A 20986-nucleotide genomic window follows, 5' to 3' on the forward strand; every position below is an offset into this window, starting at 1 on the left:
CTCAATGTCTCGCGCTCACCGACGAGCGATTGCGCCGTCGTCCGACATGCGCAAACCGCCCCGCTGGCGATAATCAAGGCTCCCCTTCCCTCTACCTCTGTACAGGAGCCGCGATGAAAAAGCTCTCCCTCTTCATGCTGGCTGCCGGGTCATTGGCCATGCTGGCTTGCGCCCGACCCGTGAAGCGCCAGTACGACGACATCAACCGTCGCCGCCGCGCCGAGACCGACGCCGGCATGCCGCGTACCCTGGGTGAACAAGACATGCAAGCCGTCGCGCAGGAAAGCAGCATGGTCGCCCCTCCCGCCCAGCAGCACACGCCCAACAGCGCCGCACCGTCACAACCCGCCACGGCCGATGCCACTGCGCGCAAGGACGGCGATTTCGCGCCGCCCGTAGGAGCCTGAACTAGCGCTGTCCCAAGCACTCAGCGGCGCATCAGCCGCACTCAGTCACGCTTCTGCCCGGCCTGGCCATCCCAGGCCGCCGGCAGCATGCGCGTCAAGGTCGCGTCCTTGCGCACGCGGTGGTGGAAGATCGCCGCCGCCACATGCAGGGCCACGACCACCCACACCACCCAGTCGCCCAGGAACTTGTGGACCGCGAAGATGGGCGTCTCCACCTGCTCAGCCGTGAGCTGCCAGGTGCTGGCGATCCAGGCGAACAGCGCCGTCTCGCGGAAGGCCGGAATGACGAACAGCCCGAAATTGGTCGGATCGTAGGTATTGAGATAGCCCGTCAACGGCATGACGATCATGAACAGGTACAACGCCCAGTGCGCCAGCCGCGCCAGCAGGTGCTCCAGGGCGCTGCCCGGCACCGGCGCCGGTTCCACATTGATGATGCGCCAGATCAGCCGCGGCACCACCAGCACCCCGATGCTCACGCCCAGCACCCAGTGGATATTGAGCAAGGGAATCACCAGCGCGCCATTGGGTTCGATGCCGAACAAGGCCGGCTTGATGCTGGTCTCCGGATCGATGAACCAGATCACGTAATAGACCACGATGTAGGCCAGGATAAAGGCCGCAGCCATGGACCAATGGAACAGCTTGGCGATGGAACCGAAACGCTCGGTGGTGTTTTTCAGCATGATCTTCCCTCTTCTGCGCAAATGCGGCGCCAGTTTAATCCATGCGCAGCGAAGCAATGCGCTCGGCGGCAGTTGCCAGCGCCTGCGCCTTCTCGGTGTCGCCCATGGCCACCCCTTCTGCGCGCACCACGCTCACATCCACGATGCCGAGGAAGCCCAGCAGGTCGCGCAGATAACGCTCCTGATGATCCAGCGCCGCCTCGGCCGTGCCCTCCGCATATTGCCCGCCCCGCACCGAGGCGATGTAGGCGCGGCGTCCCTTGAGCAAGCCTTCCGGACCGGCATCGGTATAGGCGAAGGTAGTGCCGGCCACGGCCACGCGGTCGATCCAGGCCTTCAGTTGCGAGGGCAGCGAAAAGTTGTACATCGGCGCGCCGATCACCAGCAGGTCGGCCTGCAGCAATTCGTCCAGGCAGGCCTGGCCCAGCGCCAGGTCAGCGCGCAAGGCCGGATCTTCCACCTCGGCCCCACCGAAGGCGGCCAGGTGCTGTGTCGACAGGTGCCGGGGTGCAGCAGCGGCCAGGTCACGATAGATCACCTCCAGGTCCGGATGCAGGCTGCGCAGGCGCGCCACGATATCGGCCGAAAGCTGGCGACTTACGGAATGTTCACCCAGGATGCTGGTGTCGAGATGCAGGAGTTTCATGGTCATCCATCAATCAAAGAATTGAAATTATTTATATCGTTTATACCGTTTATATCGCTTATATCTTTTATGCAAAAGACGATGCGCAGCGTCTCAAGGCTTGGCCGCCACGCCTTCAACGGGCTTGAGCACGCCCTCCTTGGAAAAGGGCAGCACCTGCCCAAGGCGGTTCACCAGGATCGTCGTCAAGCCCTGCGGCGCACTCCACAAGACCTGCCAGGTCGCGCCCTCGTCACGGCTTTGCAGAATCTTGCCTTCCAGCGAGGAAGCAGTCAGCAATCCCTGCGTGGCCTGCACCCGCGTAATGGAGCCGCTGGTGGGCAGCGCCACGGTCTGCCACTGGCTGCCGCCATCGGTGCTGCGCAAGAGCTTGCCGCCCAGGCCGGCCACGATGAGCGCCCCCGAAGGCTGCACCACCGCCCCGCTCCATAGCGAAGCCTTGCTGCCGGTAGCCAGGAGGTCCCAGTGCTGGCCAGCATCGGTGGTGCGGAACAGCGTGCCTTGCTCAGCGGCCAGATAGAGCGTGTCGCCGCTGCCAGGGAAGAAGCGCAGCAGGTTCAGGTCGCTGCGCTTGCTGCCGGCGGCCACCGGCAGGTGCAGGGTGGTCCAGGTCTTGCCGCCGTCCTCGGTCTGCAACAGCAAGGACCACAAGCCCGCCGCCCAGCCATGCTGGCGGTCGCGGAAATAGACCGTAAACAAGGGCTGGTCCACATCGGTGGCGCTGCGCTGCAATTGCCAGGTCTCGCCGCCGTCGGCGGTATGGATCACCACGCCGCCATGTCCGACCGCCCAGCCCTCCTTGTCATCGACAAAGCTCACCGCGGTCAGCGTGAAATCCACCGGCACCTGGCGCGCCTGCCGCCATTGCCTGCCGCCATCGTCGGAGAGGATCACCTCCCCGCGCGCCCCCACCGCCACCACACGCTCGCCGGCCAGTGCGGCATCGAGCATCATGGCGCGATCGGCAAAGCGATCCGCCACGGCAGCACGCACCGGCACCGGCTCCATTCCCTGCGCCGCCGCCAGCGCGCTGCAACCCGCCAGCGCCAGCCACAGCAATGTCTTACAGACGTTCATCACATCGATTCTCCCGTGCATCATCATTTGCCCTGCCGCCTCAATGGTTCATCATGCTGTTGACCTTGATCTTGCCCTTGCGCGGGAACATCCGTTCCAGCACCACCGCGAAGGCCGGCAAGGCGGTCATGGCCATGATCAGGTTGACGATGAACATGAAGGCCAGCAGCTTGCCCATGTCGGCCTGGAACTTCAGCTGCGAGAAGGACCAGGTCGCTACGCCAATGGCCAGTGTGATGGCCGTGAAGATGGTGGCCACGCCGATCTCCTGGATCGATTTCTCCAGCGCCACGGCGATGGCTTCGCCAGCGGCCAGGTGCATCTGCAGACGACTATAGATGTAGAAGGCATAGTCCACACCGATGCCCACGGCCAGCACCATCACCGGCAAGGTCGCCACGGTCAGCCCGATCTGCAACTGCTTCATGAAGGCATAGCCGATGAAGGTGGCCACGGTGAGCGGCAGGCAGCAGGCCACAACGGCGCGCAGGTCGCGATAGACCGCGAACACCAGCACGATGATGGCGGCATAGACATACAGCATCATCGGCAGCTCCGACTTTTCCACCTCTTCATTGACGGCCGCGATCACGCCCGCATTGCCCGCAGCCAGGCGGATGGTCAGGCCCGGCAGCGGGTGCGCGGCGCGATACTGCTTGACCGCCGCGATGATGCCGTTGATGGTCGAGGCCTTGTGGTCGGTCAGGTAGAGGTGGGTGGCCAGCATGCTGCAATCCTTGGAGAGGAAGCCGCGCACCCGCCCGATCTCCACCGCCAGCGCCGCATAGTTGGCCGGGTCCAGCGGCACCGAATACATGCTGGGATTGCCCTCGTTGTAGCCTTCGTTGTAGATCTTCATCTGCTCGGCGAAGGAGCTCACCGACATCACTCCCGGCACATGGCGCATGGCCGCATCGAACTGCTCCTGGTAGCGCCCGAAGGCCACCTTGTCGCAGGAATTCTCGGGCGTGGCCAGGATCACCGAGAGCCAGTCCAGGCCAGTGTCATAGTTGTCCGAGATGGACTTGGCATCGAGGTTGTAGCGCGAATCGGCGCGCAGTTCGGGCGCCCCCGCCTGCAAGGTGCCCACCAGGCGATCGCTGCTGTACCAGACCGAGGCCGCAAACAGCGCCAGCGTCACCACCACGATCACGCGGGCATTGCGCGGATGGGCAGCGCGAGCAAACACCTGCAGCCAGCGCGCACGCTTCTGCTGGGCGCGCATGGCGGCGTCGGCATAGGCCTTGTTCACCTTCAGCAGCGAGGCCGCCAGCGGCAGCATGAAGAGGTTGGTGATGATCTTGTAGCCCACGCCGATGGAGGCGGTGATGGCCAGCTCCTTGACCATGGGTATGGGAATGAGCGTGAGCGTGATGAAGGAGACGAAGGCCGTCACCAGCGCCAGCACGCCCGGCACCAGCAGGCCACGGAAGCTGGCGCGCGCCGCCTCTTCGCAGCCCATGCCGGCAGCGATGCCGCGCACGATGTAATTGATCTGCTGCACCCCGTGCGACACGCCAATGGCAAATACCAGGAAAGGCACCAGCACCGCCAGTGGGTCCAGCCCGTAACCCAGCAGGTGCAAGGTACCGAACTGCCATACCAGCGACACCAGCGAACAGAGGATGGGCAAGAGCGTAAAGGGCAGCGAACGGCAATACCAGTACACCGCCAGCGCCGTCAGCAGCAAGGCCATGATGCAGAACTTGAGCACGCCCTGGGCGCCATCGGCCACATCGCCGATCTGCTTGGCAAAGCCGATGATCTGCACCTCGAAGTCGGCGTTCTCGTACTTGGCGCGCAGGTCGTTCAAGAGCTTGTTGTAGGCCAGGTAGTCGACCTTCTTGCCGTTGGCGTCGAATTCATTGATCTCGGCAATGATCATGGCGCTGTCCTGCTTGCGCGAGACCAGCGTCCCGACGAAACCGCCATTGTTGGCGCTGTCGCGAATGCTGGCGATGACCTCGGGCGTCAAGCTCTCAGGCGTGACAGTGCCCGCGATGACGGGATCGGCGCGAAAGCCTTCTTCAGTGATCTCGTTGACGAAGGTATTGGGCGTCCACAGCGACTGCACGCCCAGGCGATTGACGTTGGGCAGGAACATGACGGCCTGGGTCATGGCGTTCAGGCGCGTCAGCCCTTCCCTGGTCCAGATGCTGCCGTGGCGGGCGCGCAGCACGATGTTCAAGCGATTGGCCCCGAACAGTTCGTCGCGGTACTGATGCTGCGTGGCGACGTATTCATGGTCCGAGGGAATCTGTTTCTCGAAGCCGGCGTCCATGCGCAGTTGCAGCGAGAACACCGCCATGAGCGCCGTGAAGGCCAGCAGCGCCAGCAGGATGGCGACCCGCGCGCGGAACGCCAGCGCCTCCAGGCGCGCCAGGCTGAGAAAGCCGTTGAGAAAACGCATAGTGATCCTAGTCCAGCAGGAAAGACATGACACGACCGGAACGGACTACGCCCTCCGAGAGGGCGCAGTCCGACCGGGATCAGAAGTTGTAGGTCGCGGTGGCGCCCACGAAATTGCGACCCCGCAGCGGCTGGTCGAAGATCGTGTCGCCGCCCCAGAACATGGCGTAGTTGAGCGAGAACTGCCACTTGGCCGGGTTCTGGATGAAGCTGACGATGAAGTTGGCCGACTTCGCCCCCTGCATGAAGGTGCCCGCGAAGTTGGGCGTGCGTCCATGCAAGGCCTGGAAGTAGAAGATCTCCGGCACCACCTGCCAGCCCGGGATCAGCGAACCGTCATAGACCCAGCTGAAGTCCAGGTTGTAGCCATAGGAAAGCGCAGTACCGACGCTGGGCGGCGTACCGGCACCGGTGGCGCGCGCGTTGGCGGAGGTGTCGTAACCCCAGCCCCAGTTGCCGGCGGCCACCGGGATGCCCTGGTAGGCGCTCTTCATGTTGGGATAGTAGATCCCCACCGCTTCGGCCATCAGCGTAGCGGTATCAGCCCCGCCCAGTGCCTTCAGGATGGTCGGATTGTCGCTGGGCGTCATGCTCAACATGCCCGTGACGGCCAGCTGGTACTTGGCAGTCTCGACGTAGCAATTGCCATTGGCCAGGCAGCCGGTGCCGTTGGTGGTGGGGCTGTTGCCGGCGGTGGAGGTGTTGAGCGTGATCGGGTCCTTGGGGCGATACGACAATTCGGTGCCCACCGCCCAGTTACCCACCGGGAAGTTCATGCTGGCGCCGATCATCTTGCGGTCCTGCAGGTAGGAATAGCCGAAGCCCGACAGCGACGAGGTCGAGGTGGACATCACCGGCGACTTGTCGTGGTAGTTCATCAGGTACAGGCCGAAGTTCATCTCGCTGTCCTTGGGGCTATAGCGCAGCGCCACGCCATACTGGCCGCTGGAACGCGGCGTACTGGTGGTCGGCACGCCCAGCTCCGTCGCGCCGTTGCCGATGGTGCCAATCGACCAGTAACTGCCCACCGGCGGGAAGTAGTTGCGCTGCCAGCCCTGCTGCAGATAGGTCTCGATGCTGAAGCCCTTGCCCAGGCCGGTAGCAAAGTTGACCATCGGTGCGGGCAATACCGCTTCCTTCATCTGCGTACCCGGTTGCGACAGGCGCATCAGGTCCAGCGCGTTGGTCTGGTTGATACCGCCCGGGATGAACAGGCTCTCGCCCCAGTTGACCACCTGGTTACCCACACGCAGGCGGGCGCGCTGGTCACCGATGGAAAACTCCTTGCTCACCCACAGGTCCAGCAAGCGTGTCTTGTTGCTGACCTGGCCGGACGCATTGCCGGGGAAGGTGCTGCCACCACCGCCGCTGACATAGCCGGTGGTGCTGGTGGCGGCGGCGAAGTCGCGCATCCAGCTCACCCGGCCCAGAAACTTGAAATCGTCCGGCAGCTTCAGCATCAGCTCGTGGGTGCCCTTGAGATAGGTGGTAAAGGCGCTGCCCCGGTCATAGTTCAGGTTGCCCTGGTCGTTGTACTGCGACAGCGAGTCAGCACAGCCCGCCGGCGCACCGGCGCCGGTCGGACCGGAGGGCTGGCCGCCGTTGACCGTGCCGATGATGCTGCTGCAACCCGGCTTGGCGGCGCGGATGCCCACGCCCAGCGTGACCGTGGAGTCAAAGTTGCCCGAGACCGATTCGGTCTCGAAGGTAAAGGCCTGGGCGTTGCCCGAATACAGACAGGCCCCCATCAACGGCAACACCACCGGCAACATCCGTGGCAGCGCCGATCCCGTGCGCCGCAGCTTCTTACGCAATTGCATCTTCATGGTTTTCCCTTCCCCGTAAGGTATGTCAAAGAGCGGAGCGCTGGGCTCAGCGGTCGCTGATGGCGCGCAGGTTGTCGGCGCTATAGAAGTTGTCGCGCAGGCGCGCATTGTCCTTGGCCTCGGTTTCCCAGTGGATGTCCTTGCCGGTGCCGGCCGAGTGCGAATCCATCAGGTAGCGGCCTTCGGCCAGGTTGTACTGGGCAAAGCCGGCGAGGTCGCAGGCGCCGGTCTCATAGACCGGAATGATGTAACCCTCGCGGTGCTTCCACAGCTTGTTCTGGGCGTCGTAGTCATCGGAGAGCACCAGGTTCCAGCTATCCTCATCGACATAGAAGGTGCGCTTGGGTGCCAGGTGGCGCACACCCGGCTTGACCGTGGCTTCCACCACCCAGACGCGGTGCAGCTCGTAGCGGCGGGCGTTCTCGGCTACGAAGTCAGGCTTGGCGATGTCGTCGAAATTGGCCTTGAAGTTGTTGGCCCCGAAACTGTTGTAGGCGATATAGATTTCTTTTTTTCCGACCAGCTTCCAGTCGAAGCGGTCCATGGTGCCGTTGAAGACGGTCGGCTCATCCATGGTGTACTGGTTTTCCATGCCGATCTGCGGTGCATCGTAGGCATACGACGGCATGCGGCGCACGCGGCGCTGGCCAGGGAAGTAGTAGAAGGTCTCGGCGCCGGGGCGGTTCAGGTAGGTGGTCACCGTCAGCGCCTGGCCGGCCAGTGCGGTGGGCGAAGAATAGGCGACGTAGGTGTAGAACTCGACCCCGCCCAGCGTGGAGAGCTTGGTGCTGCCCTTGACGTTGGAGGGATAGAACAGCGTCAACTGCTGGCTGGCCTTGATCCACTCATTGCTGCCCTTGCGCGGCGAGACTGCCGTGATGGTATTGGGGAAGTCCACACCGATCCCGCGATAGCGCATCTTGCTGTTGTACATCACTTCCAGGCCGGTCTTGGGCAAGGGGAAAGGAATGCCCGGCACATTGGCTTCGGCCAGGCTCCAGCCGTCAGCGCCGATCTTGCCATCGGCCACGTTCTTCTTGGTGTTCTCGACCACGAAGTCCGGCGCCGCACAGTAGCGGTGGGTGGGATAGATATCCATCTTGTAGCCCTTGACCTGCTTGATCAGGGCCACCTGTCCCGGCGTGAGATGGTCGGCGTACTTGTCCACGTTGGAGGCATCGATGACCTCGGTGGGCTTTTCATCCTTGTACTTGAAATAGTCCTTGCGCAGCTTGCCATAGGACCAGCCCGGCAGTTCCACGTTTTCCGCCTTCCATTCCGGCACGCCCTGGCCAGCGGCCTTGTCGCCGCCCAGCGGTGTCAGGGTAGTGCCCAGATCTTGCACCGAAGCAGCGTGCGCCAGCGTCGCGCCCACCGCCAGGATGGACAAACCGAGGATCGTTCTCTTCATGACCACTTTCTCCAATTGACTCAAGCCTGTTGCGATTGATGAGGAATCCGGCAGGATGCCCGGCCCCGGCCCGGCATCCTGCCTGTCAGGTTCAGAGCGAAGCCAGACCCGCGCCGAAGATGTCCAGCCCCTTGAACATCAGCGAGCGCGGAATGGTCAGCGAAGGCATCACGCGCATGACGTTGGTATAGCGGCCGCAAGGAATCATCAGCACGCCATGACCGACCACGTAATCCATCAGCTTGCCCAGCTTCTCGCGCGAGAGCGGTTCGCGGGTTTCGCGGTTTTCCACCAGCTCGATGCCGATCATCAGGCCGCGTCCGCGCACCTCGCCCACCCAGGGGCTGTTGAAGCTGCGGATGCGTTCCTGTGCTTCCAGGCCCAGGGTGTGGGCGCGGTTGACCAGGTCCAGGCGCGGGTCTTGCAGGATGCTGATGTTGGTCAGCGCCACCGCCGCCGAGATCGAATTGGCGGCGAAGGTATTGGGCTGCGAACCGTCGGGGATCTTGGCGGCCAGGTCCGAGCGCATCACCAGGCCGGCCATGGGCATGTCGCCGCCGATGCCCTTGCCGAAGGTCAGCATGTCGGGCTTCACGCCCGAATGTTCCACCGCCCACATCTTGCCGGTGCGGCCAGCGCCAGCCTGCACTTCATCGACGATCAGCAGTGCGCCGCTGCGGTCGCAGGCTTTGCGCAGGATCTGCAGGAACTCCGGCGACGGCGGCACGTAACCGCCCTCGCCCTGGACCGGCTCGACGATCACGGCGGCCACGTCATCAGCCGCGGTATAGGGGGTGTTGAGCAGGTAATCGACATATTCACCGGCGATCTGCTCGGCGCTCTTGTTGCTGGTGTCGAAGGGGAAGCGGTAGGCGTAGGGATACGGCGCATGGATCACGCCGCCCATGAAGGGACCGAAGCCCTTGCGGTAGGCAGTGCCGGTGGTGAGCGCATTGGAGGCGTTCCAGATGCCATGGTAGCCGCCGTGGAAGGCGATGATCTGGTGCCGGCCGGTGACGCGCTTGGCGAACTTGACGGCGGCTTCCAGGGCATCGCTGCCGCCCTGGGTGAAGAAGGTGATGCAATCGCCGCGCAGGCCATCGGGCATGATCTCGGAGATCTTGGCGGCCAGCTCGGTGCGCTTGGAGCTGTTGACTTCCATCGAGTGCATCAGCGATTCGGACTGCTTGCGGATGGCTTCGACCACGCGCGGATTGCAGCGCCCCACGCTGCTCACGCCCACGCCAGCGGAAAGGTCGATGAAGGTATTGCCGTCCGGGTCCTTGAAGGTCACGCCGAAGGCCTGGTCCATGGCGATGGGCATGCGACCGCCGCCGCGCGCCATCGATTCGGTGCGTGCCGACAGTTCCAGCGCCGCTGCGGTCTTGGGACCGGGATAGTTGGGCGTTACCATCTTGGGAGCGTCGGCGAAGTTGAGCGACTCCAGTTCTGCTTCGATCATACAATTACCTTTCCATAGCGTTTTCGGGAGAGTGTCCGCCTGCGCCAGTGGCAAGCGAGATACCGGGAACCGCGCCGCGAGGAGGCGGACAATCTGCTCCTTGCGGCATGACTGGATTAAAACCCTTGCGCCGGATTAGCCATTAGCCCAAATGAGCAAGTCATCAAGAGCAGCCGGACGGGGACGGAAATAATTTGCGCCGGCCCGCCATCCCGGCCTCGGCGCACGATATCGGTGCAGCCTGGCGGCACGTGGCGGCGCTCTTCTCCGGCGAGAAATAAGCACAGAAAAAGGCCCGACAAGGCAAAAAAAATGACGGCCTAGGCCGTCATCAAAGGCACAGTCAAGCGCCGTGGACTCACATCCAACCACCAGAAATCATGTCATTGCGCCAGCAAGGGCAAGCCCGGAGTCATCGCCGGGAGCGTGTCCTGCACCGGGCTGGCGGCAATGCGGAATACCGACACCGTCCCCAGCAGGTTGCCGGCCTGCTGGCGCAGGCTTTCACTGGCCGCTGCGCTCTGCTCGACCAGGGCGGCATTCTGTTGCAGGGCGTCATCCAGTTGCCGGATGGCCCCTTCGACCTCGGCGATATCACCGCTCTGAGCCAGGCTGGCCTGGCTGATCTGGGCCACGATGGCCGAGACGCTGCGCACCGCCGCCACGATCTCTTCCATCGTCTGCCCGGCCTGGTCCACCAGGCGCGCACCGGTCTGGATGCGCGCCACCGATTCATTGATCAGGGTCTTGGTCTCGCGCGCGGCCAGCGAGCTGCGCTGGGCCAGCGAGCGCACCTCAGTGGCGACCACCGCAAAACCGCGCCCCTGCTCGCCCGCCCGCGCCGCTTCCACGGCGGCATTCAAGGCCAGGATATTGGTCTGGAAGGCGATCCCATCGATGGTGCCGACGATCTCGGAGATGCGCTGCGAACTGTCTTCGATGCCGCGCATGGTCTGCACCACCTGCTGCACCACCTGTCCGCCCTGCAAGGCCACGGCGCTGGCCTGCTGCGCCGTGCTGCTGGCCTCGCGGGCATCGTCGGCATTCTTCTGGACGGTGGCGTTGAGTTCGTTCATGGTGGCGGCCGTCTCTTCCAGCGCAGCGGCCTGGGCCTCGGTGCGGGTCGAGAGGTCGGCGTTGCCGGAAGCGATCTCGACGCTGGCCGTGGCCACGTGCTCGGCTTCGCGCCGCACCCCGGCGACGATGCCCACCAGCGCGTACTGCATGCGCTGCATGGCCGAGAGCAGTTGCGCGATCTCGTCACGTCCGTGGACGACGATGTCCTGGTCGAGCGCCCCTTCGGCAATGCGGTTGGCCGCCTCCACCGCCCGCCGCAACGGCGTGGCGATGCCACGGATCAACAGCCGCGCCAGCCCCAGCGTACACAGCAGCGCCGCCACGCTCACGGCCAAGAGCGCGCGCCAGGCGGAGCGGTAGGCCTGCTCGCCATCGACGACCGAAGCGGCGGATTCCTGCGAGACCGAATCGCTGATGAACTTGAGGATGCTGGCCATCTGCTCATAAGGCTGGGCGCTGTCAGCGGCCAGCATCAGGGCTTCCGACGACTGGCCAGCCTGGGCCAGCGCCACGGCCTTGCCGGCCAGTTCGCGATAGGCTTTCCAGCTGGCCACCAGTTGCCGGCTGGTGGCGCGTTCGTCGTCATTGCTGGCGAAATCGACCAGGATCTGCAGGTACTTCTCGGCATAGGCCAGGCCATCACGCCTGGCCTCTTCGGCGGCCTTGCCGCCGCTGCCATCATCGGGCAGCAGCGACAGCGTCACGCCCATGCGGTATTGCGCCATGCCGATGCGGATGCCCGAGACCGATTCCATGGCCGGGACATTGATACGCCCCAGCTGATCCACCTGGGTATTGATGCGGCTCATGCGGTCATAGGAAAAGACAGCCATGCCGATGAGCATGAGCAACAGCAGACAAAACGCCAGCCGCAACCTGGCGGCGATGCTGAACCCCGCGAACCACTGCCTCATGTTCCTTCCCCCCTGCTTGGATGCGCGTTGTTCAGGCTGGCACGTGGGTGATCTGGCTGATCATCTTGGTGATCAGGAAGCTCTCGAAACCTTCCGTCCCACCCTCGCTGCCGAAACCGCTCTCGCCGATGCCGCCAAAGGGTAGCTCGGGATGCGCCATGCCCGAATGGTTGATATTGACCATGCCGGCCTGCAGGTCGCGGGAGACGCGGTGCGCCGTGTCCAGCGATTGCGTGAAGACATAGGAAGCCAGTCCCAGCGGCAAGGCATTGGCCATGGCGATGGCTTCCTCCGGCTGGCTGAAGGGCGTCACCGCGGCGATGGGGCCGAAGGGTTCTTCCTGCATCACCCGCGCCGAGGGCGGCACGCCCGTAATGAGCGTGGGCGCATAAAAATGGCCACGCTGGCCGAGGCGCGCGCCGCCCGTGACCAGCTCGCTGCCCTGGGCCAGGGCGTCGTCGATCAGGCCCTGCACCGCCTCGAAGCGACGACCATGGATCAGCGGTCCCATCTGCACGCCGGGTTCATGGCCGGGGCCGACCTTGACCTGGAGCAGCGCTTCGGCAAAGGCCGCCACGAAGCGCGCATAGATTCCCTTCTGCACATAGAAGCGCGAGGGCGAAACGCAAACCTGGCCCGCATTGCGGGTCTTCAGCCGGGCCAGCAAACGGGCCGCTGGCTCCACCTCGGCGTCGTCGAACACCAGCACCGGTGCATGGCCACCCAGCTCCATGCTCATGCGCTTCATGTGCAGCGCCACCTGCGCGGCCAGCTTGCTGCCCACCGGCACCGAGCCGGTAAAGGAGATATTGCGCACCAGCGGCGACTCGATCAGGTGCTGCGAAATCTCCGACGATACCCCCGAGACGATATTGAACACGCCCGCCGGCACCCCGGCATCGTGGAACAGCTGCGCCATGAGCACGATGGCCGCCGGCGACTCCGACGGTCCCTTGAGCACCACCGTACAGCCCGCCGCCATCGCGGCGGCGACCTTCTTCATCGCCTGGCCGAAGGGGAAATTCCAGGGACTGATGGCCGCGCACACACCGACCGGCTCGCGCACCACCAGCTGGCGCACCTCGGGATGACGCGCCCCGACCACGCGGCCATACAGGCGGCGGCCTTCCTCGGCGTGCCAGTCCAGGTGTTCGGCGGCATTGATGATCTCGGCCACGGCGTCGGCCAGCGGCTTGCCGTTGTCCATGGTGATGGCCGGCGCCATGACCTGGGCACGCTCGCGCGCCAGCGTGGCGGCCCGGCGCAGGATGTCGGAGCGCTCCAGCGGCGACACCTGGCGCCACTGCTGGAAGGCGCGGTGGGCGGCCTGGATGGCCTCCTCGATATCGGCGCGCTCGGCCCAGGGCAGGCGGCCCAGCACGTCACCGGTGGCCGGATCGCGCACCTCCTGGTAGCGCCGGCCTTCGACGCCATGGAAACGTCCATCGATATAGAGCTGTAGATCTGGATACATGGGTATCACCTTGAAAATGGCAAAAAGAGGCGGCCTAGGCGGCGACCTGGTCGAGGTAGCGCGCCACCACCTGCGGCGCATCGCCGGCGCGGCCAGCGGCGGCGATGAAACGGTCAGGACGCAGCAAGACCCAGTCCACGCCCTTTTCCTTGAACCAGGCATTGAGCTTGTTCTCATAGTCCTGGACCACCACGCCCGAGCCGGCCAGCACCTGCCCACGCGGACCAGAACGCGAACGCACACCCTGCAGGTAATCGCAGCCAAACGCTTGCATGCGGCTGCGCAAGCCAGGTTCGGCCGCGGCCAGCACATCGCAGCGCCAGCTCAGCAGCACGAAGCGGCCGCCGCACAGGTCATCGAGCCGCATCACCTCGCCCGCACCGTTCTCCACCAGCGATTGCAGGAACATGCGTCCCACCAGGTCGTTGCGATTGCGCGCATCGTCCTGCATCACGGCCTGGCTGCTGAAGCTGGGCATGGGCTTGAATTTCATCTGCAGCACGTAGTCACGCACGCGCGGAATATCCTTGATGGCCAGGAAGAACTTGTCGCGGCACCAGGCCAGCAGGCGGTTCTTCTGCGACAGCACGGCACCGAACAGGTCGGCCAGGTCGATCATGGCCTTCACGTGGGCATGGCGCTCCTCGTGATAGCTGGCCAGCAGCTCGGGCTTCATCCGGCCCTGCAGCACCCAGGCCAGCTTCCAGGCCAGGTTGAAGGCATCGCGCAGACCGGCATTGAGCCCCTGCCCGATCCAGGGCGGCGTGATGTGGGCGGCGTCGCCGGCCAGGCAAATGCGTCCGCACACCAGCGAACCCGCCACCCGCGAATTGTGGGTATAGACCCGCGCGCGGATGATGTTGAGCGCATCGACATCGCGCACATGTTCACGCAGCAGCTCGCGCACCTTTTCCGGCGCCAGCATCTGCTCGCCATCCTCGCCGGGGAACAGCATGAATTCCCAGCGCCGCACGCCATAGGGCAGGGCCAGGCAGACATAGGGGCGCTGCGGCTCGCAGTGCAGCGCCGTATAGGGTGCATCCAGCGGATCGCCATCGCACTCGATGACCACCCACTTGGCCGGATGGGTCTTGCCCTCGTAGGGCAGCTTGAGGATCTTTTCGCGCACGGTGCTGCGACCGCCATCGCAACCCACCACGTATTGCGCGCGCAGCGTGCGCTGCGCGCCGTGTTCATCGATGATGCTCGCCTGCACGCCCTCTTCGTCCTGCACCAGGTCCAGCAGTTCGACGCCCGAACGCAGGCTGACGTGGTCAAAACGGCGCAGGCCCAGACGCAAGGTCGCCTCGCCCAGCGGCTGCGAGAACAGGTTGCGGCGATACCAGCCAAACTCGCGCGTGGTCGGCTGGATCTCGGCGAAACAGCGACGGTCGGCGGTGTACATGCGCATGGGCACGTTCTGGATCACGTCACGCACGATGGCGTCGGCCATGCCGGCGGACTGGAAGGTGCGCAGCGCTTCATCATCGATGCCGACGGCGCGCGGATAATCGAGCACATCGAGATTGCGCTCGATGAGCAGGGTCGAGATGCCATAGGTGCCCAGCAGATTGCCCAGGGTCACGCCGACCGGGCCGGCGCCGACGATGAGCACCTGCGCTTGCATGACCTGTGCTGGCACGGCCTGCTCCTGTGCCACTGCGCTCATGAAGCACTCCCGCCCGAGGGGGCCGGCGCACTGGTGAGCAGGCGGCTTTCCTGCTGCACCAGGAGACCACGCACCTGCTTGCGGAACTCGGCAAACTGCGGATCAGCCAACAGCGCGGTGCGCCGGCGCGAACGCTCTTCCAGGCTATCGAAGGCCCAGTGGTAGACCAGCTGGTTCAGGTCGCCGCTCTCGGGAATCATCATCGCCACCAGATTGCCCAGGATGCGCACCTGGTGCTCGCGGCCACATTCGTTGTAGATGCGCACGTAGTCGCGCACCCCGCCCGGCACCATCGTATAGGTCCGCAGTTCGTGGATCATGGGTTCTCCTCTACCGTCTCGTGTTGTTCTTGTGTCAGGAATTGCCGCACCACCTCGGCGAAGGCTTCCGGCTGGTCATCATGGATGTAGTGGCCGGCGTCGGCGATGGTGCTGGTCAGGATGCGCGCATTGAGCTGGCGCATCTCGGCCGCCATCTCGGCCGACAGATAGTCGGAGCGCTCCCCGCGCACCACCAGCGTGGGACACATCAGCGCCATGATGTGCGGCCGCAGATCGACCACGCGGCTGAGGTCCGGCGAGAGCCGCGTGCTGCTGATGCCGACGTGGTCATAGCGCCAGGTGTAGCCGCCGCGCTCGACCGGCTTGAGCATGTTGTGCAGGCGCTGCTGGCGCGCCTCTTCGGTGACCGACGGACGCAGCGCGCGCATGAAGGCGCTGGCCTCGTCCCAGTTGGCGAAGTGGCTGGGCGTGGTGGCCAGTTCGCGCCGGATGCGGGTAGCGCCAGGGCTGTTCTCGAAGGCGCCGGGACCGGCATCCTCGATGATGAGCCGACGCACCTTGGCAGGATGGCGGGCGGCATAGACGATGGCGTTGATGCCGCCCATGGAATGGCCGAGCAGGTCGAACTGGCGCAGGTTCAGGCGCGCCACCAGCGCTTCCATGTCGGCCACGTAGGCGTCGGTGTAGTAATTGGCGCCGGCGTCCCAGTCGCTCTGGCCGCGTCCGCGCTGGTCCAGGGCGATGCAGCGGTAGCCTGGCGGCAGCCGTTGCGCCAGGTCGCCAAAGGTCTCGCCATAGCCGCGGATGCCATGCAGCAGCAGCAGCGGAAAACCTTGCGGATCACCCCATTCGGTGATGTGGAAATTCAACCCCGACAGGGTCAGCAAATAATCTCTGCGCTGCATGATGGTCTCCGTAGCGGATGCGCCCAGGGTCCTCAGACCAGGCCGTCCTGCCCCTTCACCTCGGAAGCCTTCAGCCCGCCCAGGCGGGCGTTGAGGCGGCCACGGGTAGCAAAGGCCCAGATCAGCACCACTTCGTCGCGGTTGGGACCATCGTTGAACTGGGCGCTGACGGTGTCGTAATGGGAGCGCACATAGAGCGCATCCTTGTGCGCAAGCGGAATATCGATGATGGTGCCGGGACCGCCGCGCTTGCCCGTCGACGGCACCCAGGACTTGGCCCCGCCCACGCCTTCGCGCACCGGGTTGGCGGCCGGGTTGGTCAGCAAGGCATTGCCGTGTTCGTATTCACCATCCACCCCCACCAGGCAAGCCTTGCCATAGCTCTCGATGGCCTGGCCCTGGGCCGCCTCGCGGATGCGGCGGGCGAATTCCTGGCCCAGCAGCGGCGAAGGTTCGATCCAGGACGACAGGTCTTCGACATACTTGCCAGCGAAGGGATTGTGGAGGCAGGCGGCGATGACGATCTTGCGCAGCGGCGCGCCATCGGCCTCCTTGCCGCTCTCGCCGGCCAGGGTGTCTTCGATTTGCAGGAACCACTTGCGGATGTGGAAGTTGGCGAAATTGGGGCTCTTCATGGAATGTCCTTTGAACGATGCAATACAGTGCAATGGGATGCAGGAACGCGGATACGGGACGCGGCCTTACAGCGGATCCAGATGGAAGCTGTCGCTGGGCGCGTTGTACTGGCCCAGCAGGCGCTTGCCTTCTTCGTCGTCGTGCGTGGTCTCGAAGAAGAATTCGAAACGGTGTCCGTCGGGGTCGTGGAAATAGATGCCGTAGCCGACCTTGTGATCGGTGATCTTGAAGATCTCGATGCCCTTGGCGAGCAACATGCCGTAGAGGCGGCGGAATTCCTCCATGTCGCCTTCCACCTCCAGGCCGTAGTGCTGCATGTTGACCTCGCCGCGCACGGCCTGGCTGGGTTCTTCCACGCGGATGAGTGCGATGTCGTGGTGCTTCTTGCCGAAGGACAGGAACACCCAGCGCTCGGCGCGGGCCGTGACCGTCATGCCCAGCACGTCTTCGTACCAGGGCGCCGAGCCATGCGGGTCCTTGACGAACAGGGCCAGGTGGGTGCGGCGGATGCGCGGCTTGATCGCCGTAGCTGCAGCAGCGGTGGGGGTGGCGGTTGCGGACATGACGCCTCCTTTGTCTAGTCAATCGATTGCGGATGGGCGTGCACCGGCGCCACGAAGGGCGTCCACGCCACCGAGGTGATTTCGCTGAAGTCGCGCCATTCCTTGTACCAGCTGCGGCCGCCATCGGTGGAGCGCAACAGGTAGCCGTACTTGGTGCCAGCGAAGAGCAGTTGTGGGTCCGACGGATGGCCGCCAAAGGCCCACACCGTGGAATTGGGTGCGGTATGCAGCACGCTGGCCTGCCAGCTCTGGCCGCGATCCTCCGAGCGGTAGATGCGGGTGCGCGTGCCGGGCGTGCCGTCGCCGATGGCCAGCAGCAATTGATTGCCCGCTGGGTCCAGCGCCTGGATGGTGCGGGTGTAGTACATGCCGTCGAAGCGTTCCTTGGAGGCCTTGGCCGTGAAGCTGGCGGCATCGTCGGTGCTCTCGCAGACGGAGTTGACGGTCACTACCACATGCTTGACCGGCGCATCAGCGGTCGCTGGCAGCACGGTGATGGCGTGGATGTCGGAATTGTTGATGCCGCGGCCCGGGGTATCGATGCGGGTCCAGGTATCGCCTTCGTCATTGCTGCGCCAGGCACCGCCCTCTTCCACGCCGAACCAGACTTCCTGGGGCGCATCGGGACGCACGAAGATGGTCAGGATGCGCGGCTTGTGCACGCCCGAGCAGAATTCCGGCAACTCCACATCCAGCTGTTGCCACGACAGGCCGCCATCGCGCGAGCGATACATGCGGGCGCGCGAAGGTGCGCCGGTGCCGGCGAAGACCAGCTTGGGGTTGCTGGGGCTGAAGGCGATCGACCAGACGGTCTGGTCGTCAGCGGGAGAGGCGATGCGCTTGAAGTGCGCGCCGCCGTCGATGCTCAGGCAAATGCCCGCATCGGCGCCGGCCAGTACGCGGGCAGGATCAGAGGGATCGACGGCCAGGCTGCGTACCACGCCGTCGAATTCGATGGCTTCCTTCAGGCCCAGGCGGTGCCAGGTCGCGCCATTGTCGACGCTGCGCACGATGCCTTGGCCGGCGGTGCCGACCAGGATGGTTCCTTGCATGATGGTGTCCTCTTCAGTCATTCGGAATGTCGGTATCGGGTCAGATGTAGATGCCACGGGTGATGCCGCCATCCACCGCAATGGATTCGCCGGTGATGGCCGCCGCACGCGGGGACGCCAGGAACAGCACGACATCGGCGATCTCCTCCACCTGCAGCACGCGGCGGATCGGCGTGGCCTTGGCGTAGTTCTGCTCGACCTGCTCGGGGGTGAGGCCTTGCAGCTTGGCCTCCTTCTCGTAGAGCTCGTGGATGTGCGGCGTCTCGACCACGCCGGGATGGATCACATTGACGGTGATGCCGTCCGGACCCAGCTGGTCCGACAGGGTCTTGGTGAGATGGCAGATGGCCACGTTGCGCATGCCGGACAGTTGCTTGCTGCCGCGACCGGTCAGCCCGCCGATATTGATGATGCGGCCATAGCCGCCAGCACGCATGTGCGGGGCGACTGCCTTGGCAAAGCGCATGTAGCCGACCACCTTGATGTTGATGTCTTCGAGCAGGCCTTCGGGGCTGGCATGCTGGATTTCCGAACGCACCAGACCACCCGGATGGGCCGCGCCATTGACCAGGATGTCGATGCGGCCAAAGTGCTGCGCCGCCTGCGCCACGGCCGCTTCCACCTGTTCGGTATTGCTCACGTCGGCGGCCACGGCGATGACTTCGGTGCCGGTGCTCTGGCTGAGCTCACTGGCCACTTCTTCCAGCTTGCCCTTGCTGCGCGCCACGATGGCCACGCGCACGCCTTCACGCGCCAGCGCTTCGGCTACTGCCCGTCCGATGCCCAGGCTGCCGCCAGTGACGACGGCGGCCTTGCCTTGCAGTTTCAGTTCCATGCTTGCTCCTTGTTCAATGCCAGGTCATGCCTGTGATGAGGAAAATGATTTACAGCGCCATCTCGATGAGCGCAGGCCCCGTGCCGGCAAAGGCCGCCTGCAGCTGCTGCTGCAATTGCTGCGCGGTCTCGGCACGCGAGGCCGGCACGCCATAGGACTGCGCCAGCCCCACCCAGTCGATGCGCGGATGGTCCAGCGCCGTCATCTGCGCGGCGCGCTCACCCAGGGTGGCGCCGTCGCGGCGCAGTTCGTTGCGCAAGATCGCGTACTGGTGATTGGCGGCGATCAATACCACCACCCTGGCGTTTTCATGCGCCAGCGACCACAGGGTCTGGATGGTGTATTGCGTGCTGCCATCCGAGAGCAGGCCGACCACGGTGCGCTCCGGGCAAGCCACCGCCGCCCCCAGCGCCACCGGCAAGCCCTGGCCGATGGCCCCGCCGGTATTGGTCAACACCGTATGCGGACGGGCCGCGTCCGAGACGGCATAGAAGGGATAGCCGCAAGTGCCGCCCTCCACCGACACGATGGCGCGCTCCGGCAGCTCGCGCGCCAGCACGGCGGCGATCTTCTGCGGCGTCAGCTCGCCCTCGGGCAGCGGCGGCAGCGCGTGCTGCGGCGTCACGTAGGCCGGCGCACCCAGCGCATCGGCCAGTTGTTCTACGCGCCCGGCAGCAGGACGCCCCGGCAGGCTGATGGTCAGCAGACGCTCCGGCGCGACCAGGGCGCTGGGATGGCCGACATAGCCAAAGTAGGTGATCGGCGGCAGCGCCCCCACCAGCACCACCAGGTCCGCGTCATCGAGGACCTTGCGGGCCGGCTCGGGGAAATAGGGCAGACGGTCGAAGGAAGGCAGCCCCTGGCCGCGCTCGGCGCGCGCCGGGAAGGTTTCAGCGTAGACACTGCATCCGGTGTGCGCGGCGATGCGCGCCACGGCGCGCTGGGCGCGCGCGCCCAGGCCGCTCTCTTCACCGCCGCCGCCCAACAGGAAGACCACGCGCTGCGTGCCCTGGAGGCGCGCCAGCGCCTGGTCCGGTTGGTAGTCGTCGGCTTGCTGGGTGTCTTTTTCAGTGACCGCAGCAGGGCTCGCCGCCGCCATTTCCGCATACTGGAAATCAGCCGGGAAGATCAGCGTGCTGCCCTGCCCGCCAGCGGCCGTGCTCTGGCGCACCGATTCTGCGGCGGCCGGGGCGATGTCGGCGGTGCCGGTGATGCGGTGGACCCAGCCCGAGACCGGATGCGCCAGCGATTCGATATCCGAGCTCAGCGGCGCGTCGTAGGGCAGGTGCCAGCTGGTATGGTCGCCGATGATGTTGACGATGGGCGTGCGGGCGCGGCGGGCATTGTGCAGGTTGGCGATGCCATTGGCAAAGCCCGGCCCCAGGTGCAGCAGGGTGCTGGCCGGGCGGCCCAGCATGCGGCCATAGCCATCGGCCGCGCCGGTGCAGACGTTTTCCTGCAGCGCCACCACGCAGCGCAGCTTGGGGAAACTCTCCAGGCCACGGACCAGGTCCAGTTCGGTGGTGCCGGGGTTGGCGAAGCAGGTGTCCACGCCTTGGTCCAGCAGACCGGCCCATAGGGCGTGCGCTCCAGTGTATCGGGTCATCTCTCTTCCTTTGCCGCCAGCGGCCAGCGCCGCGCAGGCGCTTCTACGGG

18 protein-coding genes are annotated in these 20986 nt (G+C 64.9%); 1 reads left to right on the plus strand and 17 read right to left on the minus strand.

The window, feature by feature from the left end; translation table 11 throughout:
- The first annotated feature begins 113 nt into the window (after positions 1-113).
- A complete protein-coding gene (locus BGK68_RS00280) occupies positions 114-407 on the plus strand; it encodes a hypothetical protein (protein WP_075255424.1) in 294 nt (97 codons plus the stop codon).
- A gap of 41 nt (positions 408-448) precedes the next feature.
- Here BGK68_RS00280 and BGK68_RS00285 read toward each other — a convergent pair whose 3' ends face one another.
- The 17 genes from BGK68_RS00285 to BGK68_RS00365 all read right to left on the minus strand — a co-directional run bounded on the left by BGK68_RS00285 (position 449) and on the right by BGK68_RS00365 (position 20936).
- Positions 449-1093 (minus strand): cytochrome b, encoded by a 645-nt coding sequence (locus BGK68_RS00285; protein WP_075255425.1) that lies wholly within the window; start codon positions 1091-1093, stop codon positions 449-451.
- Positions 1094-1127: 34 nt separating this feature from the next.
- A complete protein-coding gene (locus tag BGK68_RS00290; protein ID WP_198937146.1) occupies positions 1128-1739 on the minus strand; it encodes an FMN-dependent NADH-azoreductase in 612 nt (203 codons plus the stop codon).
- A gap of 93 nt (positions 1740-1832) precedes the next feature.
- Positions 1833-2816, minus strand: coding sequence for a WD40/YVTN/BNR-like repeat-containing protein (locus BGK68_RS00295; protein ID WP_233149209.1), 984 nt, complete (start codon positions 2814-2816; stop codon positions 1833-1835).
- Between the two features lie 40 nt (positions 2817-2856).
- Positions 2857-5226, minus strand: coding sequence for an efflux RND transporter permease subunit (locus BGK68_RS00300; RefSeq protein ID WP_075255427.1), 2370 nt, complete (start codon positions 5224-5226; stop codon positions 2857-2859).
- Positions 5227-5305: 79 nt separating this feature from the next.
- Positions 5306-7051: a DUF1302 domain-containing protein gene (locus tag BGK68_RS00305; RefSeq protein ID WP_075255428.1), complete on the minus strand. Its 1746-nt coding sequence runs from the start codon at positions 7049-7051 to the stop codon at positions 5306-5308.
- Positions 7052-7097: 46 nt separating this feature from the next.
- Entirely contained in the window at positions 7098-8462 is a 1365-nt protein-coding gene (locus BGK68_RS00310; protein WP_075255429.1) for a DUF1329 domain-containing protein, read from the minus strand.
- Positions 8463-8553: 91 nt separating this feature from the next.
- Positions 8554-9924, minus strand: a complete 1371-nt coding sequence (locus BGK68_RS00315) for an aspartate aminotransferase family protein (RefSeq protein ID WP_075255430.1) — start codon at positions 9922-9924, stop codon at positions 8554-8556.
- 383 nt (positions 9925-10307) lie between these two features.
- Positions 10308-11915: a methyl-accepting chemotaxis protein gene (locus BGK68_RS00320; protein ID WP_075255431.1), complete on the minus strand. Its 1608-nt coding sequence runs from the start codon at positions 11913-11915 to the stop codon at positions 10308-10310.
- A 31-nt stretch (positions 11916-11946) separates the two neighbouring features.
- A complete protein-coding gene (locus BGK68_RS00325; protein WP_075255432.1) occupies positions 11947-13389 on the minus strand; it encodes an NAD-dependent succinate-semialdehyde dehydrogenase in 1443 nt (480 codons plus the stop codon).
- Positions 13390-13423: 34 nt separating this feature from the next.
- A complete protein-coding gene (locus tag BGK68_RS00330) occupies positions 13424-15058 on the minus strand; it encodes a bifunctional 3-(3-hydroxy-phenyl)propionate/3-hydroxycinnamic acid hydroxylase (RefSeq protein ID WP_083657694.1) in 1635 nt (544 codons plus the stop codon).
- The gene (locus BGK68_RS00335) at positions 15055-15378 is read right to left on the minus strand and encodes an NIPSNAP family protein (RefSeq protein WP_075255433.1); all 324 of its coding nucleotides are present in this window, start codon (positions 15376-15378) and stop codon (positions 15055-15057) included. Before BGK68_RS00335 ends, BGK68_RS00330 begins: the two co-directional genes overlap by 4 nt.
- Positions 15375-16244, minus strand: coding sequence for an alpha/beta fold hydrolase (locus BGK68_RS00340; RefSeq protein ID WP_075255434.1), 870 nt, complete (start codon positions 16242-16244; stop codon positions 15375-15377). Before BGK68_RS00340 ends, BGK68_RS00335 begins: the two co-directional genes overlap by 4 nt.
- A gap of 32 nt (positions 16245-16276) precedes the next feature.
- On the minus strand, positions 16277-16879 hold the full coding sequence (locus BGK68_RS00345; protein WP_013235878.1) for an amino acid synthesis family protein: 603 nt from the start codon (positions 16877-16879) through the stop codon (positions 16277-16279).
- A gap of 66 nt (positions 16880-16945) precedes the next feature.
- On the minus strand, positions 16946-17443 hold the full coding sequence (locus BGK68_RS00350) for a VOC family protein (protein WP_075255435.1): 498 nt from the start codon (positions 17441-17443) through the stop codon (positions 16946-16948).
- Positions 17444-17457: 14 nt separating this feature from the next.
- A complete protein-coding gene (locus BGK68_RS00355) occupies positions 17458-18495 on the minus strand; it encodes a WD40/YVTN/BNR-like repeat-containing protein (RefSeq protein WP_075259632.1) in 1038 nt (345 codons plus the stop codon).
- 40 nt (positions 18496-18535) lie between these two features.
- Positions 18536-19330 carry an SDR family NAD(P)-dependent oxidoreductase gene (locus tag BGK68_RS00360; RefSeq protein ID WP_075255436.1) on the minus strand — a complete coding sequence of 265 codons (795 nt, stop codon included), beginning with the start codon at positions 19328-19330 and terminating at the stop codon, positions 18536-18538.
- Positions 19331-19379: 49 nt separating this feature from the next.
- Positions 19380-20936, minus strand: a complete 1557-nt coding sequence (locus BGK68_RS00365; protein WP_075255437.1) for an acetolactate synthase large subunit — start codon at positions 20934-20936, stop codon at positions 19380-19382.
- Between the last annotated feature and the right edge of the window lie 50 nt (positions 20937-20986).

The sequence above is a fragment of the Herbaspirillum camelliae genome, assembly GCF_001929405.1.
Lineage (GTDB): Bacteria > Pseudomonadota > Gammaproteobacteria > Burkholderiales > Burkholderiaceae_D > Herbaspirillum > Herbaspirillum seropedicae.

Excerpts from the sequence above, each read along its gene's own strand:
- BGK68_RS00365 (WP_075255437.1), bottom strand. The coding sequence starts at position 20,936 with ATGACCCGATACACTGGAGCGCACGCCCTATGGGCCGGTCTGCTGGAC.
- BGK68_RS00290 (WP_198937146.1), bottom strand. The coding sequence starts at position 1,739 with ATGAAACTCCTGCATCTCGACACCAGCATCCTGGGTGAACATTCCGTA.
- BGK68_RS00330 (WP_083657694.1), bottom strand. The coding sequence starts at position 15,058 with ATGAGCGCAGTGGCACAGGAGCAGGCCGTGCCAGCACAGGTCATGCAA.
- BGK68_RS00310 (WP_075255429.1), bottom strand. The coding sequence starts at position 8,462 with ATGAAGAGAACGATCCTCGGTTTGTCCATCCTGGCGGTGGGCGCGACG.
- BGK68_RS00285 (WP_075255425.1), bottom strand. The coding sequence starts at position 1,093 with ATGCTGAAAAACACCACCGAGCGTTTCGGTTCCATCGCCAAGCTGTTC.
- BGK68_RS00345 (WP_013235878.1), bottom strand. The coding sequence starts at position 16,879 with ATGAAGAGCCCCAATTTCGCCAACTTCCACATCCGCAAGTGGTTCCTG.
- BGK68_RS00350 (WP_075255435.1), bottom strand. The coding sequence starts at position 17,443 with ATGTCCGCAACCGCCACCCCCACCGCTGCTGCAGCTACGGCGATCAAG.
- BGK68_RS00360 (WP_075255436.1), bottom strand. The coding sequence starts at position 19,330 with ATGGAACTGAAACTGCAAGGCAAGGCCGCCGTCGTCACTGGCGGCAGC.
- BGK68_RS00325 (WP_075255432.1), bottom strand. The coding sequence starts at position 13,389 with ATGTATCCAGATCTACAGCTCTATATCGATGGACGTTTCCATGGCGTC.
- BGK68_RS00280 (WP_075255424.1), top strand. The coding sequence starts at position 114 with ATGAAAAAGCTCTCCCTCTTCATGCTGGCTGCCGGGTCATTGGCCATG.
- BGK68_RS00315 (WP_075255430.1), bottom strand. The coding sequence starts at position 9,924 with ATGATCGAAGCAGAACTGGAGTCGCTCAACTTCGCCGACGCTCCCAAG.
- BGK68_RS00335 (WP_075255433.1), bottom strand. The coding sequence starts at position 15,378 with ATGATCCACGAACTGCGGACCTATACGATGGTGCCGGGCGGGGTGCGC.
- BGK68_RS00295 (WP_233149209.1), bottom strand. The coding sequence starts at position 2,816 with ATGAACGTCTGTAAGACATTGCTGTGGCTGGCGCTGGCGGGTTGCAGC.
- BGK68_RS00305 (WP_075255428.1), bottom strand. The coding sequence starts at position 7,051 with ATGAAGATGCAATTGCGTAAGAAGCTGCGGCGCACGGGATCGGCGCTG.
- BGK68_RS00355 (WP_075259632.1), bottom strand. The coding sequence starts at position 18,495 with ATGCAAGGAACCATCCTGGTCGGCACCGCCGGCCAAGGCATCGTGCGC.
- BGK68_RS00320 (WP_075255431.1), bottom strand. The coding sequence starts at position 11,915 with ATGAGGCAGTGGTTCGCGGGGTTCAGCATCGCCGCCAGGTTGCGGCTG.
- BGK68_RS00300 (WP_075255427.1), bottom strand. The coding sequence starts at position 5,226 with ATGCGTTTTCTCAACGGCTTTCTCAGCCTGGCGCGCCTGGAGGCGCTG.
- BGK68_RS00340 (WP_075255434.1), bottom strand. The coding sequence starts at position 16,244 with ATGCAGCGCAGAGATTATTTGCTGACCCTGTCGGGGTTGAATTTCCAC.